We start from the raw sequence: 18,137 nt of genomic DNA, 5'->3' as shown, positions 1-18,137 counted from the left end.
CTTACCACGGAAGTTCTTTTCCAGTGTAATCCAGATAAAGTGGGCGCGAATTAATTGGATGAGGAGTATCCAAAACAACATGTAAAATTCCTTCTGCAGAAACATCTGGTGTGATCTTTGCAGTCGTGTCAAGATGACCACGCATATAGGTAGCGACATGACCTGGATGAATCGCAAATACCTTGCCTCCAAGCTTTCTTATATTATTGTGAACAAGAGCAGACTGCATGTTGTTGGCGGCCTTAGACATACAATAGCCAAACCATCCAGTGCGTTCACAATCGGCAATGCTTCCAGCCTCAGAAGAAATATTTACAATAGTTTTTTCGCTACTGTTTAATACAAGTGAAGAAAGAGCATTGGTTATGCGAAGCGTGCCGATGGCATTTACATTTATCACGCGCATTATTTCATCAAAGTCAAGATCATCACCGAGATTTTTGTTCATGTCACCAAGGATTCCGGCACAGTTGATTAACAGGTCAATGTGATCAGTCAAGTTTTTGATATCATTTGAAGCTTTCAAAACACTCTCATCACTTCCGATATCGGCACAGACAATTGCCATTTGATTGGGATATAAAGATTGTAAAGCATCAATCTGCTTTTCTGTTTCATCTCTGCGAACTGCGATTACAAAATAACCGCGTGCAAGCAGCTTTTTTGTAAGAGAAAATCCAACACCATGATCCGTTCCTGTTACGAGTGCAGTTTTTACTTCTGGAGAAATTGTTTTCATAAAAAATCCATCCTTTCAATAATTGGTATCTTTATTATACTGCTTCAAGGCCACTTGAAGTCAATGCGTATTCTTATCAAAATGATGAAAGTTTACAAATTTTCTCCAAAAATTTTCTATAATATTCCCAATTCTGCTGATATCTGGTATACTAAGAATGAGTATGTCTCTTTATGAGGCAAAATAGGGAGGTTAGAAAAATGGCTAGTAAGGCAGTAATGGAAAAGTACGCAAAGCTGGCAGTAGCGAGCGGCGTAAATGTTCAGCCGGGACAGATGCTTGTAATCAGCGCATCCGTAACTGATTATGAGTTTGTAAGAATGTGCGTAAAGGCAGCATATGAGGCTGGTGCCGGATACGTTAAAATAAACTGGCATGATGAGCAGGATAATCTGATGAATTATCAGTATGCAAGTACAGAGACATTAGAGGAGACTCCTCAGTGGAAGTACGATATGACAGACTGGGAACATAAAAAAGGTTGCTGCTATCTTCATGTGATTTCTGATACACCAGGTCTGATGAAGGACATTGATCCAGAGAAGATTCAGCGTGTTCAGGCTGCATATAGCAAAAAGAATGCACCGTTAAAGAAATACACGATGAACAATGACGGTCAGTGGAGTATCGTGGCATTGCCATCAGCAGGCTGGGCTAATAAGGTATTTCCAGACAAAAAAGAAGACGAAGCAGTTGAGGCACTCATGGATGCTATTTTAATGAGTGTGCGTGTGAATGAGGAGAATGATCCAGTAGAAGAGTGGAATAAACACAATGCAGAGATTCTTGGTCATTCAAAGAAGTTAAATGAATATAATTTCAAGGCACTTCATTTTACAAATGAGCTTGGAACTAATTTGACAGTAGAGCTTGTTAAAAATCATATCTGGGGCGGCGGCTGTGAGTATTCCACAAAGGGAGTGTTATTCAACCCGAATATGCCGACTGAGGAAAACTTCTGTATGCCGCTTAAGACAGGTGTAAATGGAAAGGTATATGCATCAATGCCTCTCAGCTATCAGGGAAAATTAATTGAAGATTTTTGGCTGGAGTTTAAGGATGGCAAGGTTATTGATTACGGTGCAAAGAAGGAACAGGATGTATTAAAGAGTCTTGTTGAATTTGATGAAGGAAGCTGCTATTTAGGCGAGGTTGCATTGATCAGCTATGACTCTCCAATCAAAAATACTGGAATTTTATTCTACAATACCTTATTTGATGAGAATGCATCCTGCCATCTGGCATTGGGAGACGCTTATCCTATGAATGTAAAGGGCGGAACTGAGATGACAGATGAGGAATTAGCTGCAGCAGGTGCAAATAAATCTATGACTCATGTAGATTTCATGTTTGGATCAAGACAGATGCATATCGAAGGTATTTGTCAGGATGGAAGTACAGTAACTGTATTTGATCACGGAAATTTTGTATTCTAATTTATAATTAAAAGGAAAGAGGAGAAAAAGATGTTAAAGAATGGAATTGTATGGAAGGATACACAGGGAAATCCGCTTCACGCACATGGAGGATATATGATTTTCCATGAGGGCTATTATTATTGGTACGGTGAGGATAGAAGAAATAATTTCTATGTCAGCTGCTATCGTTCACAGAATTTGACAGATTGGGAGTTTAGAAATCATATTCTGACGACAAATTCGAAGATGGAAGGCTATCGCGTGCGTACAACGCTTATGCTGACTACTGAGGATGGAAAAAAGGTAAATCTGGAGCGTCCAAAGGTACTATATAATAAGAAGACAAACAAATTTGTTATGTGGGCTCATTTTGAAAATGGAAAAAATTATCTTGATGCAGCAGTTGCTATTGCAACATGTGATACACCAGATGGTGATTTTACTTATCATGGTCATTTCAATCCATATGGTTATATGTCAAGAGACTGCACACTTTATCAGGAAGAGGATGGAACTGCATATTTTATTTCTGCATCGAGAGATAATGCCGATCTTCATGTGTATCGTTTATCAGATGATTATATGAATGTAGATTGTCTTGTTCATCGTCTGTGGCAGGGCGAGTATCGTGAGGCACCAGCTGTAATTAAGGGAAAATATCATTATTATATGATTTCATCTTTCTGTACCGGATGGGCGCCAAACCAGGGCAAATATGCATGGGCTGATTCAATCGAGGGACGCTGGAGTTCATTAAAAGAAATCGGTGACGAGACAACATATGACAGTCAGTCCGCATTCCTTTTAAACGTAAATGGAAAGCTTTTGTATGTAGGAGACCGTTGGGGCGGTGATGGTGACAAATATTTTGAGTCTGGTTATGTTGTTTATCCATTAAAGGAAACAGAAGATGGACTTGAAATGAGTTATCAGGATACTGCGGAGTTTAAGTAAAAATCAAAAATAAATAAAATTGTTTAATAGGTGTATAGTCAGAAAAAATCTGGTTGTGCACCTATTTTTGCAGATAAGGGGAAAATAGTCGAAAGTGCATAATGTCAAAATTTTAGGCTATAGAAATATCATAAAAATTGCCATATAATGATGCTAACAAGATAAAAATATTATTGGAAAGGTGATTTTTATGGGAGAGAATTTTTCAATGCTGCGAGCTGAGGCAGCAACAGACAGTATTACACTTTATTGGGAGCGTCCACAGGGAAGATTTGGAACAACATACGAAATCTTTTTGAAAGGTGCGAATCAGACGGAGGCTGATTTTACATTAATTGGCAGCACGCAAAAGACGCATTACACAATAGAAAATTTACAGACAAATACGGAGTATGAGATTTTAGTAAAAGGAATTTATCAAGTTGATATGGCGCTTATTGAAGATGGAAGCAAGTCGGTGCAGACTGAGAAGGAAATTAAACAGCAGACGATTATAATGCATACATTTAACAGAAGCGTTGTAATTGATATCACAAAGGCACCATACAATGCAGTTGGAGATGGAAAAACATTAAATACAAAAGCAATTCAGTCAGCGATTGATGATTGCCCAAAAGATGGCTGCGTGCTGATTCCAAGCGGTACTTTTATGACAGGTGCGCTGCGTTTTCACAGCGATATGGAATTGTATTTAGATGCGGACGCCATCCTTCAGGGAACTGCTAATCCAGAAGATTATCTTCCACGAATTTGGAGTCGTTTTGAGGGAACTGAGATGGAGTGCTACAGCAGTTTGTTAAATATAGGTGCACTTGATCCAAATGGAAATCATAGAGCTGATTATGAAAGTGCGTTTGCCTGCAAAAATGTAGCCATCCGTGGAAAAGGAACTATTGCAAGCGGCGGTCGAGTGTTAGCAGAACGTATTATAGCCTCTGAGGCAGAAAATCTAAAAGATTATCTGGCATCGCTTGGCGATAAGATCAAGGAATGCGAGAAGCCAGAGACGATCCCGGCGAGAGTGCGTCCACGCTTGATTAATATGAGCAACTGCCAAAATGTAGAGTTAGCAGGCGTTACACTTCGTGATGGTGCCTGCTGGAATATTCATATGATCTACTGTGATCATGTTGTAACACATGGATGTACATTTTATTCTCATGGCATTTGGAATGGAGATGGCTGGGATCCGGATTCATCTTTGGATTGTGTAATCTTTGACTGCGTATTTAATACAGGAGACGATTCTGTTTCTATCAAGTCAGGCAAGAATCCACAGGGAAATGAAGTGAACATTCCGACAAAAGGAGTTCGTGTGTTTGACTGTCGCTGTACAATGGGTCATGGCATTACAATTGGAAGTGAGATGTCAGGCGGTGTAGAGGATGTAAAAATCTGGGACTGCGATATGGAGGCAGCGCTGTGTGGTTTTGAGATCAAGGGTACAGCAAAGCGCGGCGGATATGTAAAGGAAATTCATGTATATGACAGCGTATTTCCACGTGTTCTGATGCACAGCGTTGGCTACAATGATGACGGCATTGCAGGACCAGACCAGCCGTATTTTACTGACTGCACATTTGATAATCTTCGTTTGACCGGTACCTATCAGGATCACGAAGCAGCATGGCATGAATGCGATGTGATTGAACTGTGCGGTTTTGACAAGCCGGGACACGAGATTAAGCGTGTTAAGTTCACTGATATTCGTTTTGGAAAAGAGGGAGCGGATACTGCTGGCAATATTTCAATCAAGCGATGTGAGGATGTGTCGCTAAACTTTTAAGATAACAGAAGGGAAGATGCAGAATAATGAGAGAAGAAAAGCTAATCAATCGTGGATGGCAGTTTGCACTTTTGCCATGCACACCAATTGATGCAAAGACAGCAAAGAAAAAAGAATTACAAAGAAAACAGTCAGGGGAAGATGTTCGCACAGAGTTGGAAAACTTGCAATTTGCAGAAGTTGACCTTCCACATGACTGGGCAGTAAGCAGGCCATTTAATAAAGTAATGGAAGATGGAATGTCACAGGGCTTTCGTGACCGCTGGGGAATTGGCTGGTATAAGAAGACTCTGAATATTGAGGAAAAGAAGAAAGGTAAACGTTATCTTCTTTATTTTGGCGGTGTGTATGAAAACGCAGTGCTTTGGGTAAATGGTATGAAAATTGGCAGTCACAAATATGGCTACAGTTCATTTAAGATGGATATTACAGATGCTGTGCAGAGTGGTGACAATGAGCTGTTGATGCGTGTGGATAATTCTGTTTCACCGGCAGACCGCTGGTATAGCGGATGCGGAATTTACCGCGACGTGACACTTCGTATTGTTCCAGAAAATCATCTTGATTTGTGGAATATTCAAGTACATAGCAAAATAGAAAAAATCGTAGAAACAGAATGTGCAAAGGATTCAAAAGAAACAGAGAGTGCTGCAAAATTCACTGCCGCCATTCAGGTCGAGACTGGACAGAGCAGTGCTGTTCAGGGAATTATGTGTCCAATTACACAAGACTCAAAACAATCAGTTTTCATTGCAGAGGGAGCGAATGGAATGCTTACCTTCTATATTAAAGATGCAAAGCTTTGGTCAGCAGAAAATCCGAATCTTTATCGTTTGACTGTTTCTACAGAAAGCGATAGTGTATCACTTGTAATAGGTCTTAGAGAAGTGATATTTGATACAAAGAAAGGACTACTTGTAAATGGTGTTTCGACTAAGTTAAAGGGTGTATGTCTTCATCAAGAGGCAGGCTGCCTTGGAACAGCTGTGACAAAAGAAATTTGGAGAGAGCGTCTTACTCATTTAAAGAAGCTTGGCTGCAATGCCATCCGCGCAGCACATCACACCTACTCAGAGGATTTTCTTGATTTGTGTGATGAAATGGGCTTTTATGTGTATGAGGAATGTTTTGATAAATGGAAGGGCGGACTGTACGGACGTTATTTTGACGAAAACTGGGAAGCAGATGTTGAGGCAATGGTAAAGCGTGACCGTAACCGTGCAAGTATTGTGATCTGGGGTGTTGGAAATGAAGTTGAAAATCAGGGACAGGATTCTATGCTTGCGATTTTAAAACAGCTGTCCGATAAGGTTCGCAGCCTCGACTCATCGCGTACAATCACATATGCAATGAATCCTCATTTTAAGCGGGAGAGCAATGTTGATTTGAGTAAGATCAAAGATATTCAGCAGTTTGTTGACGAAGTCAGCGACACAGAGATTTACGATGCTAAGGAGCGTGTCAGCCGCATTGCAAAGATCGCAGAAATTGTCGATATCATTTCATGTAATTATCAGGAGCAGTGGTATGAGCTGATTCATGAACAGATTCCAAATAAGTTGATTTTAGGAACCGAGGTATATGAATATTTTTGCGGTCATTATGATCAAATGCAAAACTTTACAGAACAGATTCCGTCAGCAATTCCTTTTGAGTACGATTATTGTATAGGAAGCTTTATCTGGACAGGATATGATTATCTTGGCGAGTCTATGGGGTATCCTGCAAAGGGTTGGAGTGGTGCACTGATTCGCACAAACAATGAGTATCGTCCAGTTGCTTATATGTTAAAGAGCATCTGGAGTGAAGAACCTGTTGTCCATTTTTCTGTTATGGATTACTCACTTGACGATGAAGGAGTAAAGGAGCATTGGGACAGTCCAATCTATGCAGATCATTGGCATTTCCCACAATTCAGAAAGACGTTGATTCCGTATATGATTGCGTCAAATTGTGATGAGGTTCATCTGTTCTTAAATGGAAAGCAATTTTTCATTCCGCGCCCATCTGAGTGCAAAAACGGTATCATCACAGGATTTTTGCCATGGCAGCCGGGAAATGTAACAGCTATTGGTTATAAAGACGGTAAGGAAGTTTGCCGCCATGAAGTGGTGACACCAGGTATGGCAGTCGCACTGGCATTTGACCAGGAGTGTGATCATAAGGAATGCGTAAGTACGGTAAATTTGGGTATGCCAGAGAAGAAACAGCACTTATTGCTGACAGTTCGTGCTGTGGATGAAAATGGCAATTTGTGTTTTCGTGAGAGCGGAAAGGTTCACTTTGCAGTAGAAGGAGCAGCGAAGATAGTTGGTGTTGATAATGGTGATATCTGCAGCAATGAGCCATATCAGGAAGACAGTGTTCATTTGTATCATGGCTGTGCAAGCGTAATGCTTGAACTTTATTGCAAGCCAGGAAGAGTAAGTGTGCATGCGTTCGGAGATGGACTGCGTCAGGCACAGACCATCATTGAAGTGTGCGAGAAATAATAAAAGTAAGAAGATGAGAATGGAGGAGAGACAAAATGAATATGCCAACAGTTGGATGTGTAGGTGAATCGATTATTGGAAATGATGAGCGAGGCTTATGGTTTTTAAGCCATAAGGATGACCCATCGCAGATGAACTGGGTTGAAGGTGAAAAGTGCTGGGGAAGTGTAAAAGTTCCAATGGGATTGAATGTGACAAGAACATTGTCTGTTTTGGAAAATGGAGAATTAGAGGAATGCTACACATTTGAAAATGTATCAGGGGAACCTCTTTTTATCAAGGAGAAGGATGCATATATCTATGTGCCATTTAATGACAGCTATGAAAAGGCAGAGGTTGGTCTTGAGAAGCGCTGTAATGCACATCTGTTTATCGGCGAAAATGCTACTTATGTGATGGCACTTCGCCAGGGAGGAAGAGCGCCACATCTGGGACTTGTATTAACAAAGGGAAGCATCATAGGCTATGGTGTGGAACGTGATTTTTCAGCTAGAAGCGAAGATCGCGGTGATTTTCTCTTTTATCCAAAACTTGGTATATTTGAGCCAGGTGAGAAGAAGGAGATTCGTTGGAAGCTTTTTTGGCATCAGGGCAAGGATGATTTTTACAACAGACTTTTAAATGAGGATGAATTCTTGCTTGTGAAGGCAGAGCAGATGACATGCATTCAGGGAGAAAACTTTGAATTTTGTGTCCAGACAAAAAATAAAGAAATGGCGCAGAAGCTTTTTGTAAAATTCAATGAAAAAGAAATTAAACATGTTCGCATTGATGAGACGAATGATAAATATTCACAACCTGCTTATTCTGTCTGGTATCAGTATCCAGCAGAAAAAGAAGGAGAGTATCGCTTTGATATTTGGTCAGGAGAAAAGCATACACATGCTCTCTTTTACTGCAGTGCATCAGTAGATATACTTTTGACGCGCAGAAGTCAATTCCTTGCAACAAAGCAGCAGTATAAAAAAGAAGGCAGTGCATTAGACGGTGCGTATCTGATATATGACAGCGAGGAGGATGCACTTTATTATAGTCACAAAGCTGATCATAATGGAGGACGTGAGCGTTTGGCAATGGGCATAATAATGGCACAATATCTTAAGCGTCATCCTGAAGATGCGAAGTGTATGGAAAGCTTGAATGCGTACGAAAGATATGTATACCGCGAATTGTATGATGAGAATACTGGTGTGGTATATAACGATATCAATCGAAATAATGACTGGCATCGTCTCTATAATTATCCGTGGGTGGCAAATTTCCAGATTGCATTGTATCGTTTAAAGAAGGACGTGCGTTATCTGTTAAATGCCTATAAGACAATGATGGGATATTATCGCTCAGGTGGTGAACATTTCTATGCCATTGGAATTGAAGCGTATGAATTAAAGACACTTCTTGACGAGGCGGGATTTGAAGCACAGTCAGAAGCATTTACACAAGCATTTTTAAATCATGCTGATCAGCTTACGCAGACTAGCGTCAATTATCCAACTTCAGAGGTAAAATATGAGCAGAGCATTGTTGCACCAGCGGTAAGTTGTCTGCTGCAGGCCTACCAGATAAGCGGGGAGCAAAAATATCTTGAAGAAGCAAGAAAACAATTAAAACTTTTGGAGCTGTTTAATGGAAAACAGGCCGATTATCACTTGTTTGAGAATGCGATTCGTCATTGGGACGGTTATTGGTTTGGAAAATATGAGTGCTATGGCGATACGTTTCCACATTATTGGAGTACACTCAGCGGTGATGTATTTGCAAGTTACGCACAGATTACGGGAGACAAATCATATGAGCATAAGGCAAAGGCTTCATTTCGAGGTTGTCTGAATCTGTTCTTTATAGATGGCATGGCATCCTGCGCGATGGTCTATCCAGATACAGTAAATGGCAAAAAGGCACATTACTATGATCCATGGGCAAATGATCAAGATTGGGCATTGTATTATGCAGTGAAGTGGGCGCTTGATTTGTAAACATAAGTGTGTTATCATTCCAATAATAGCAAAGCGATTTAATTTGCGAAAGATTGGAGTGAAGAATATGACAACGAGAGAAGAAGCTTTGGCGTTTGGCCTGTCTTATCCAGATACTTGTCAGGATGCACCGTTTCATGATCCTAATTGGCAGTTAGTGCGGATTAAGAGCAGCAAAAAAGTTTTCTTGTGGACTTATGAGAAAGATGGCTATATAAATTTAAATGTAAAGGCAGACCCCGAGTGGCGTGACTACTGGAGGTCTGCCTTTGCGTCCGTAACAGCAGGATATCATTTGAATAAGGAGCATTGGAGTACGATTATTTTAGATGGAACAGTGCCAGATGATGCCATTAAAAATATGATTGACGAGAGCTACCGTATGGTGACAGACAGCCCGACAAAGCGTATCTACGAGGCTGTAAAGAAGATTCCCAAAGGCAAGGTGGCGACATACGGACAGGTTGCCCAAATGGCAGGAAATCCGCGTATGGCAAGAGCCGTTGGAAATGCACTCCACAAAAATCCAGATCCATCTACCATACCGTGTCATCGTGTTGTCAATTCAAAAGGTGAGTTGGCAGGTGAATTTGTGTTTGGCGGCCCAGGTGTTCAGGCATCACGTCTGGCAGCGGAAGGCGTGATGAGCGAAGATGGAAAAATTGATTTGAAAAAATATGGAATGACACTGATGAAAGGCAGGCAATAACTATGAATGGAATATCCGAAGAAAAATACACACATATTGATGAGATTAAGGAGCAGACAAAAGCAGTATTTGATGAACTGATGGAACAGGCAAAATTGGAAGAGGGCGATATCTTAGTAGTTGGCTGCTCTTCAAGTGAGATCGCAAGTCATAGAATTGGCTCATATTCAAGTGCAGAGATTGGAGAAGCAGTGGCACAGACATTTCTTAACTGCTGCAAGGAAAAGAAGATTTATTTGGCAGCTCAGTGCTGTGAGCATTTAAACCGCGCGATCATCATTGAGAAGACGGCAGCGAAAGAATATCGCCTTCCAATGGTAAATGTAGTGCCAAAGTTAAAAGCAGGCGGTTCGTTTGCGACGGCTGTTTATGCTGCACTGCAGGCACCTGTGGCAGTAGAGGCAATTCAGGCTCACGCTGGAATTGATATTGGCGATACACTAATTGGCATGCATCTTCGTCCAGTTGCTGTTCCAGTGCGTATTAGCACAAAGCAAATTGGAGAGGCACATGTGGTTTGTGCACGCACGAGATTAAAGTTTATTGGCGGCGAGCGTGCAAGCTATCTTGAAAATGAAAAATAAGGAGAAGTGCGATGACAGAACAACAGTTAAAAGATCTTCTGGCAGACATGAGTCTGGAGGAGAAAATTGGTCAGATGGTGCAGCTGACGGCAAATTTTTATGGAACGGATATGCTCATTACAGGTCCGATGGGAAGCGCAAAAATCGAGCCAGAGGATATGAAGCTTTGCGGAACAATTCTCGGAACAAGTGGTGCAGCAAAGTTAAAGGAGATTCAGGACAATGCAATGGCCACGCAGCCACATCACATTCCAATGCTTTTTATGCTTGATGTAATCAATGGATTCCAGACGATTTTCCCAATTCCACTGGCTCAAGGCTGCAGCTTTGAACCAGAGATTGCTAGAAAGGGCGCGCAGATAGCGGCAAAGGAGGCAGCGGCATCGGGTCTTCATGTGACATTTGCGCCAATGGCAGATCTGGTGCGAGATGCACGCTGGGGAAGAGTTATGGAGTCACCTGGGGAGGATCCATATCTGAACTATTGTTTTGCAAAGGCGATGACAGAGGGCTTTCAGGGTGAAACGCCGGAGAATTTAAAAGAAAAGGGAAACATTTCAGCTTGTTTGAAGCATTTTGCTTGCTACGGCTATCCAGAGGGTGGTCGTGAGTATGACAATGTGGAGCTGTCAGAGCGCACCTTACGTCAAGATTATTTGAGCGGCTATCAGGGTGCTGTGGATGGCGGCTGCCGTATGGCAATGACTTCATTTAATACGTTGAATCGTGTGCCGTCAACTGCAAATAAGTGGCTGATGCGAAAGGTATTAAGAGAAGATTTAGGCTTTGATGGTGTTTTGATCTCTGACTATTCGGCAGTAGAAGAACTGATTCCACATGGTATCGCAGAGGATAAGAGAGAAGCAGCAAGGCTTGCCATTGAGGCAGGCGTGGATATCGATATGATGTCGGATGTATATCTTCATTACTTAAAAGAGCTTGTAACATCGGGAGAGGTAGATGAAACACTTGTGGATGAGGCAGTGCTTCGTATTCTTAAACTAAAAAATGATCTTGGCCTTTTTGAGAATCCATATAAGGATGCAAGTGAGGAGGACGAGAAAAATCTGATCTTATGCGATGCACATCGTGCAGCAGCGCGTGAGGCAGCAGCAAAAACATTTGTCCTTTTGAAAAATGAAAATAAAACATTGCCGCTTTCTGCACAGGAAGCTACGGGTGTTTTGTTCGCAGGTCCATATGTGGACACCAGAGCGCTTTGCGGTGCGTGGTCGTTCCCTGCAACTTACGACAATATAAAAACAGTACAGGAATGCATACAGGAGCATATAGGGAATGCTTGTCATTTTATGAAGGGCTGCAGCATGTTCTATGATAAGGAAGTAATTCGTGATTATGTGGAGGAAGGCATGACGCTAGATGAAGCAGAAGCGTCAATTGAGCAGACTGTACAGGCTGCAAAATCTGCATCAAAGGTGGTATTATTTTTGGGCGAATCGTTCCGTCAGACTGGAGAGGGCGCAAGCAGAACTTGTATCACATTGCCAGAGATTCAGATGGAACTTCTAAAAAGGGTTTCGGCAGTTAACAATAATGTAATCGTTGTTTTGTTTGCCGGACGTCCAATCGAGGTCGCTTTGATTGAATCGCTTGCAAAGGCTGTTTTGTATGTGTGGATGCCAGGAACAGAAGGAGCTGTAGCGATTACTGACGTATTATTTGGAGTAAAAGAACCAACAGGTCGTCTTGCTATGAGCTTTCCAAATGTCTCCTCGCAGGAGCCTCTGTATTATAATCGGTTTCAAGGGGGCCGACCGCGAAATCCGGGTGATCCTAAGGCATTTTGCATAGGCTATATTGATACAGAGTACCGTCCGCTGCATTCATTTGGCTATGGATTGTCATACACCACATTTTCTTATTCACCGGTAACTGTCATTAAGCGGGAAACAAATACGAAAGCAAATGAGGCAGAAGCAGCATGGGTGGCATCAGTTATGGTAACTAATACAGGCGACCGTGAGGGAACGGAAACTGTTCAGCTTTACATACGTGATGTGAGCGGCAGTGTGGTGCGCCCAGTACGTGAATTAAAAGGCTTTGAGAAGATTACGCTAAAGCCAGGCGAGAGCCGTGAGGTGTCGTTTGAGATCATCGAGCCTATGCTTCGCTTTTGGCGGATCGATATGACGTATGGCAGCGAGCCAGGAAAGTTTGAAGTGTACATTGGTGGAGACAGTACAACAGAGAATAAAGCAGAGTTTGACGAAGTTTGAATGATTATGACTGCGAAATGAGAAAAACAATCGAAAATTCTGCAAAAATGCAGAGAATCGAGTGCAAACGAGCATGAAAATAATTCAATACGGAATCAATGATTAAATGATGATGAAAAGAAAAATATCAAAGTGCATAAAAAAGAAAAAAGAAATGAGCCTTTTTTGAATAAAAAGTGCAAATAATGCAAAAAAATAGGTTAACCGGTTGATTTGACAAAATAAAGACAATGTGCTATAAGTATGTCAATGCAGTGAACCGGTACGCTGCAGAGGGTAACAAAAAGACAAAGACATCACCGATATTGAAGGGAGTGAAAGCAGTGTTTACAAGAGAAATTCATTTATCTCGGGAAACAGTCCAGGACTTTGTGTCAGAGGCAAGCAAATGTGACTTTGACGTAGACTTAGGTTATAACCGTATTGTTGTAGATGCAAAATCAATTATGGGTGTTTTCAGCCTTGATTTGACCAGAAGCTTAACTGTCAGATACCCACTGAAAGATGACCAGTTCGAAGTAGCGTTAAATCGTTTTGCACTGAACTAAAATATGAGACAAAGCCGGCCTGACCGGTACAATAGACTGCCGCATGCGGAAGAAATTCCGTGTGCGGCTTTTTTTTGCCGCAATATTGGCTTATCCATGAACTGTAACATAAAAGTCGAAATATGCGAGAAAATTTGCGTGAAAAAGCACCATATATGGAGTATGATGTAACCATAAAGTTTCCATAAAATGGCAGGAGACCAAAATTGACATCATAGGCAAGGCAGCAGAAAGGGAGGAACTTAGATGGTATATCATGAGCAAAAAGAACAAGACTGGAGAGAGCAGGCAGCCGCACTTCAAAAACGTCTTGATTATTATGAACAGGAGAATGCCAGACTGCAGCTTCAAAATGAGGCATTGCATGAGACTGCGTGGCAGCTAATCCAGAGGATTCGGACGCTTGAAAGAAAAAAATAAAAAACAATACTGAAAATAATAGTAAAAACTGCAACATTTTGCGAGAAATAAAAAAAAAGGACTAGACGAACAGCGCATTTTGTGAGAAAATAGAAGTGTATGAGGTATACTGCGTTTTGTAGCCTGGTATGCCGAAGACACATATTGAAGATATGGCTGTAATTGTTGATCAGCAGTCGGCAAAGCCATAATCAGCACCTTTTTAGGTGCAACATACAGAACTGAAAGGAGTTTTTGCAATGGTTATTTCACGTGAAGTTGAAGAGATGTGCGTTGTAAAGCAGGGCGTTCATCATGGTGCTGCTCCGATTCCGGAGGAAGCAAAGTGGGTGCAGGCAAAGGAAGTGAAAGACATTTCCGGTTTCACACACGGAGTTGGCTGGTGTGCTCCTCAGCAGGGCGCATGTAAGCTGTCCCTCAATGTTAAGGAGGGTATCATTCAGGAGGCTCTCGTTGAGACCATCGGATGTTCCGGTATGACCCATTCCGCAGCTATGGCAGCTGAGGTTCTTCCGGGTCTGACTGTTATGGAAGCACTGAATACAGACCTTGTTTGTGATGCAATCAATACCGCTATGAGAGAGCTGTTCTTACAGATCGTTTATGGTCGTTCCCAGAGTGCATTCTCTGAGGATGGACTGGCTGTAGGTGCAGGTCTTGAGGATCTTGGAAAGGGTCTTCGTTCTCAGGTTGGTACAATGTACGGTACTCTTCAGAAGGGACCTCGTTACCTTGAGATGGCAGAGGGCTATGTAACCGGTATCGCTCTGGATGCAGAGGATCAGATTATTGGTTATCAGTTCGTAAGCCTTGGAAAGATGACTGATTTCATTAAGAAGGGCGACGATCCGAATACTGCATGGGAGAAGGCAAAGGGTCAGTACGGCCGTGTTGCTGATGCAGTTAAGATCATTGACCCAAGAAAAGAATAATACAGGAGGTAACGAAAATGGCTTTATTTGAGTCCTATGAGAGACGTATTGACCAGATTAATGCGGTTCTGAATAGCTATGGTATCGCTTCTATCGAAGAGGCAGAGAAGATTACAAAGGATGCAGGACTGGATGTATATGCTCAGATCAAGGGTATCCAGCCGATCTGTTTTGAGAATGCTTGCTGGGCTTACACCGTTGGTGCAGCAATCGCAATCAAGAAGGGCTGCCGTAAGGCTGCTGACGCTGCAGCTGCTATCGGTGAGGGTCTTCAGTCCTTCTGTATCCCGGGATCTGTTGCAGATACCCGTAAGGTAGGTCTTGGACACGGAAACCTTGGCAAGATGCTTCTGGAAGAGGAGACTGAGTGCTTCTGCTTCCTGGCAGGTCATGAGTCTTTCGCAGCAGCTGAGGGTGCTATCGGTATCGCAGAGAAGGCAAACAAGGTTCGCCAGAAGCCTCTTCGCGTTATCTTAAACGGTCTTGGAAAGGATGCTGCACAGATCATTTCCCGTATCAACGGATTTACATATGTAGAGACTGAGTACAATCCATACACCAACGAAGTAAAGGAAGTATTCCGCAAGTCATACTCTGAGGGACTTCGTGCAAAGGTTAACTGCTACGGTGCAAACAGCGTACCGGAAGGTGTTGCTATCATGTGGAAGGAGAATGTAGACGTTTCCATCACTGGTAACTCCACAAACCCGACTCGTTTCCAGCATCCAGTTGCAGGTACCTACAAGAAGGAGCGTATCGAGGCTGGTAAGAAGTACTTCTCAGTAGCATCAGGTGGTGGTACAGGACGTACTCTGCATCCAGATAACATGGCAGCAGGTCCGGCTTCCTATGGTATGACCGATACTTTAGGCCGTATGCATTCTGATGCACAGTTTGCAGGTTCTTCTTCAGTTCCGGCTCACGTAGAGATGATGGGTCTGATCGGTGCAGGAAACAACCCTATGGTTGGTATGACTGTAGCTGTAGCTGTTTCCATCGAGGAAGCTGCTAAGGCTGGTAAGTTCTAATTTTTCAAGGAAATTGGAACCAAAAAAACAACAAAACGTGTCAAATAACGGTCGGTTAGTACATTATTAGTACACCATCGTTAGTACACCGAAAAGGCGTATATCTGAATAAGGTATACGCCTTATTTTTGTGCTTGCTTACTCGAATGATAGGGAGAGAAAAAATCCCCCTAATTTTTAATAGCCTTACAAAAGAGTCATTTTGTCCGTTTACAGAAACGACCAAAGGATTTATAATTCTGTAAAAGGCTAAAGTCTTGCAAGCTGGTTGAAAGGAAGTGGGTATATGAGCAAAAGAAAAAAAGCAGTGCTTGCAGTGGGACTTGTTCTGGCAGCTTTTTTGATTGGAGCGATCATCTTCTATATGCATTTTATTATGAATGCAGGACAGACCATCGAGACACTGCAAAAGCTGGTGGCAGGAAATGGCTATGATATTACAGCGGATTGCGCGATGACATTTGAACCATCAGATCAGCTAAAGCCAGTAACAGATCTTGTTCAGGAACTTCTAAACACCGATTCACTTACAGCAAAATTTACCGCAACAGGTGATAGTGCACAAAAAAATTTAAAATTGCAGCTAAAGGAAAATATAACAGATAAGCAGACTGCATTAACGACGTTTTATCTGGTGGATGGAAAATGTTATTTTGGGATAGACTCAATTATATCTGCACTTGCAGGTGATGAGATTGACAAAAATTTTCTATTAAAAGTAGCATACAATGGATGGATTAAAGATCATTGTGTTACACTAGAGCAGTTTACTAGCTTGGTATACGATCTTACAGGTGTAACAGTCGAGAATCAGTTAAAAATGCCGGGTGGAATGGATGCAGTGCTGTTTTTAGCTGAACCAGATCATTTATTTGATCCAAAGCTTTGGTCAGCCGTAAAGGTGAGTGGCAAGAATGATGGAGCGTCCGAGTTTACAATCGATGCTGATTATTTTGCACAGCTTGTAGGAATCCAGCCAAAGCAGGCAGATGCTAGGCTGTCATTTTTTGTAGACAAAGAAGATAACTATACGTTTACTCTTACAATAACCATTTCAGATGCTGATGGAAATTGTCTTCAGACAGAAGTACATGCAGCGGCAAATAAACTAGACGAGCAAAATACGATAACAGCGCCGAAACTGTTGCTGACTGATGAACAGATAGAGCAGCTAAAGGATCTTGCAGAGCCATTTATTGACAGCATAAAGAAATAAAGAAAAAGAGCAAAATCAAAAGAAAAGAGCAGCAGAACAAATAGAAATAAACAGAAAAAGCAAAAAACAATTAGGAAGAGCAATAAGGAGGCAAATTATGTGTACAGCAGCAACCTATAAGACAAAGGACTTTTATATGGGAAGAACACTTGATTATGAGTGTTCTTATGGAGAGGAAGTAACGATAACACCGCGTGGTTATACATTTGTGATGCGCCACGGACAGCCATATCAGACAAAGTACGCATTGATTGGTATGGCACATGTGGCAGGCGAGTATCCGCTGTATTATGATGCGATTAATGAAAAGGGTCTTGGAATGGCAGGTCTTAATTTTGTCGGCAATGCATTTTATACAGAACCGGCAGAGGGAAAAGACAACGTGGCACAGTTTGAATTGATTCCGTGGATTTTAGGTCAGTGCACGAGCGTAAAAGAGGCAAGAGTACTACTTGAACGCATTTGCATTACAAATATTTCTTTTCATGAATCAATGCCGGTGTCATCACTTCACTGGATTATTGCAGATCAAGATGAGGCAATTACGTTAGAGTCTGTACGTGAGGGCATTAAGATCTATGACAATCCAGTTGGTGTTTTAACAAATAATCCGCCGTTTGACAGACAACTGGCTGGTTTAAATCGCTATATGGGTCTTTCAGCAAAACAGCCAAAGAACACATTTGGCGGAGCTAATGAGCTGCCGCTTCAGGCTTACAGCCGTGGAATGGGTGCGCTTGGTCTTCCGGGTGATCTTTCATCAGAATCTCGTTTTGTTCGTGTTTCTTTTGTGAAGATGAATTCACTTTCAGGTGATTCGGAGTCAGAGAGTGTGAGCCAGTTTTTCCATATCCTTGGTTCTGTAGATCAGCAAAGAGGATGCTGTGAAGTTAAGGAAGGTGCATATGAGATTACTATTTACACATCTTGCTGTAATGCTTCAAAGGGAATTTATTATTATACAACATATGAGAATCATCAGATTACAGCAGTGGATATGAATAAGGAAGATTTGAACGCAAAAAAACTGATCCGCTTCCCACTTGTGTGTGGTGAGCAGATCAGATGGCAAAACTAAATATAAATTTTTAATAGTTA

General features: G+C 41.8%; 15 protein-coding genes. 14 read left to right on the top strand and 1 reads right to left on the bottom strand.

Features of this window, described 5'->3' with window-relative positions; genetic code table 11:
• Position 1 precedes the first annotated feature (1 nt).
• Positions 2-739 (bottom strand): SDR family NAD(P)-dependent oxidoreductase, encoded by a 738-nt coding sequence (locus WJP93_RS06615; RefSeq protein ID WP_337547388.1) that lies wholly within the window; start codon positions 737-739, stop codon positions 2-4.
• A 200-nt stretch (positions 740-939) separates the two neighbouring features.
• Here WJP93_RS06615 and WJP93_RS06610 point away from each other — a divergent pair, with 200 nt between their 5' ends.
• The 14 genes from WJP93_RS06610 to bsh all read left to right on the top strand — a co-directional run bounded on the left by WJP93_RS06610 (position 940) and on the right by bsh (position 18,117).
• A complete protein-coding gene (locus WJP93_RS06610) occupies positions 940-2,175 on the top strand; it encodes an aminopeptidase (protein ID WP_337547387.1) in 1,236 nt (411 codons plus the stop codon).
• 30 nt (positions 2,176-2,205) lie between these two features.
• Positions 2,206-3,111 carry a family 43 glycosylhydrolase gene (locus tag WJP93_RS06605; protein ID WP_337547386.1) on the top strand — a complete coding sequence of 302 codons (906 nt, stop codon included), beginning with the start codon at positions 2,206-2,208 and terminating at the stop codon, positions 3,109-3,111.
• 190 nt (positions 3,112-3,301) lie between these two features.
• Complete coding sequence (locus tag WJP93_RS06600; RefSeq protein ID WP_337547385.1) at positions 3,302-4,897, top strand: glycosyl hydrolase family 28 protein; 1,596 nt, start codon at positions 3,302-3,304, stop codon at positions 4,895-4,897.
• Positions 4,898-4,923: 26 nt separating this feature from the next.
• Positions 4,924-7,389, top strand: a complete 2,466-nt coding sequence (locus WJP93_RS06595) for a glycoside hydrolase family 2 TIM barrel-domain containing protein (RefSeq protein ID WP_337547384.1) — start codon at positions 4,924-4,926, stop codon at positions 7,387-7,389.
• Positions 7,390-7,424: 35 nt separating this feature from the next.
• Positions 7,425-9,365 (top strand): hypothetical protein, encoded by a 1,941-nt coding sequence (locus WJP93_RS06590; protein ID WP_337547383.1) that lies wholly within the window; start codon positions 7,425-7,427, stop codon positions 9,363-9,365.
• 67 nt (positions 9,366-9,432) lie between these two features.
• On the top strand, positions 9,433-10,074 hold the full coding sequence (locus WJP93_RS06585; RefSeq protein ID WP_308730789.1) for a methylated-DNA--[protein]-cysteine S-methyltransferase: 642 nt from the start codon (positions 9,433-9,435) through the stop codon (positions 10,072-10,074).
• Positions 10,075-10,076: 2 nt separating this feature from the next.
• The gene (locus WJP93_RS06580) at positions 10,077-10,658 is read left to right on the top strand and encodes a TIGR01440 family protein (RefSeq protein ID WP_337547382.1); all 582 of its coding nucleotides are present in this window, start codon (positions 10,077-10,079) and stop codon (positions 10,656-10,658) included.
• A gap of 11 nt (positions 10,659-10,669) precedes the next feature.
• A complete protein-coding gene (locus WJP93_RS06575) occupies positions 10,670-12,895 on the top strand; it encodes a glycoside hydrolase family 3 N-terminal domain-containing protein (RefSeq protein ID WP_337547381.1) in 2,226 nt (741 codons plus the stop codon).
• A gap of 305 nt (positions 12,896-13,200) precedes the next feature.
• Entirely contained in the window at positions 13,201-13,443 is a 243-nt protein-coding gene (locus WJP93_RS06570) for an HPr family phosphocarrier protein (RefSeq protein WP_262536898.1), read from the top strand.
• Between the two features lie 246 nt (positions 13,444-13,689).
• Positions 13,690-13,863 (top strand): hypothetical protein, encoded by a 174-nt coding sequence (locus tag WJP93_RS06565; RefSeq protein ID WP_156500767.1) that lies wholly within the window; start codon positions 13,690-13,692, stop codon positions 13,861-13,863.
• Positions 13,864-14,102: 239 nt separating this feature from the next.
• On the top strand, positions 14,103-14,795 hold the full coding sequence (locus WJP93_RS06560; RefSeq protein WP_066558656.1) for a hypothetical protein: 693 nt from the start codon (positions 14,103-14,105) through the stop codon (positions 14,793-14,795).
• 17 nt (positions 14,796-14,812) lie between these two features.
• Positions 14,813-15,823, top strand: coding sequence for a GGGtGRT protein (locus tag WJP93_RS06555; RefSeq protein ID WP_227100906.1), 1,011 nt, complete (start codon positions 14,813-14,815; stop codon positions 15,821-15,823).
• A 286-nt stretch (positions 15,824-16,109) separates the two neighbouring features.
• Entirely contained in the window at positions 16,110-17,039 is a 930-nt protein-coding gene (locus WJP93_RS06550; RefSeq protein WP_337547380.1) for a hypothetical protein, read from the top strand.
• A gap of 97 nt (positions 17,040-17,136) precedes the next feature.
• Positions 17,137-18,117, top strand: coding sequence for a choloylglycine hydrolase (gene bsh / locus WJP93_RS06545; RefSeq protein WP_337547379.1), 981 nt, complete (start codon positions 17,137-17,139; stop codon positions 18,115-18,117).
• The last annotated feature ends 20 nt before the right edge of the window (positions 18,118-18,137 follow it).

Origin of the sequence: Anthropogastromicrobium sp., from assembly GCF_037349415.1 — a bacterium.
Lineage (GTDB): Bacteria > Bacillota > Clostridia > Lachnospirales > Lachnospiraceae > Anthropogastromicrobium > Anthropogastromicrobium aceti.
Note: the sequence above shows the minus strand (reverse complement) of the source record. Positions and strands in the feature narration are given on the sequence as shown.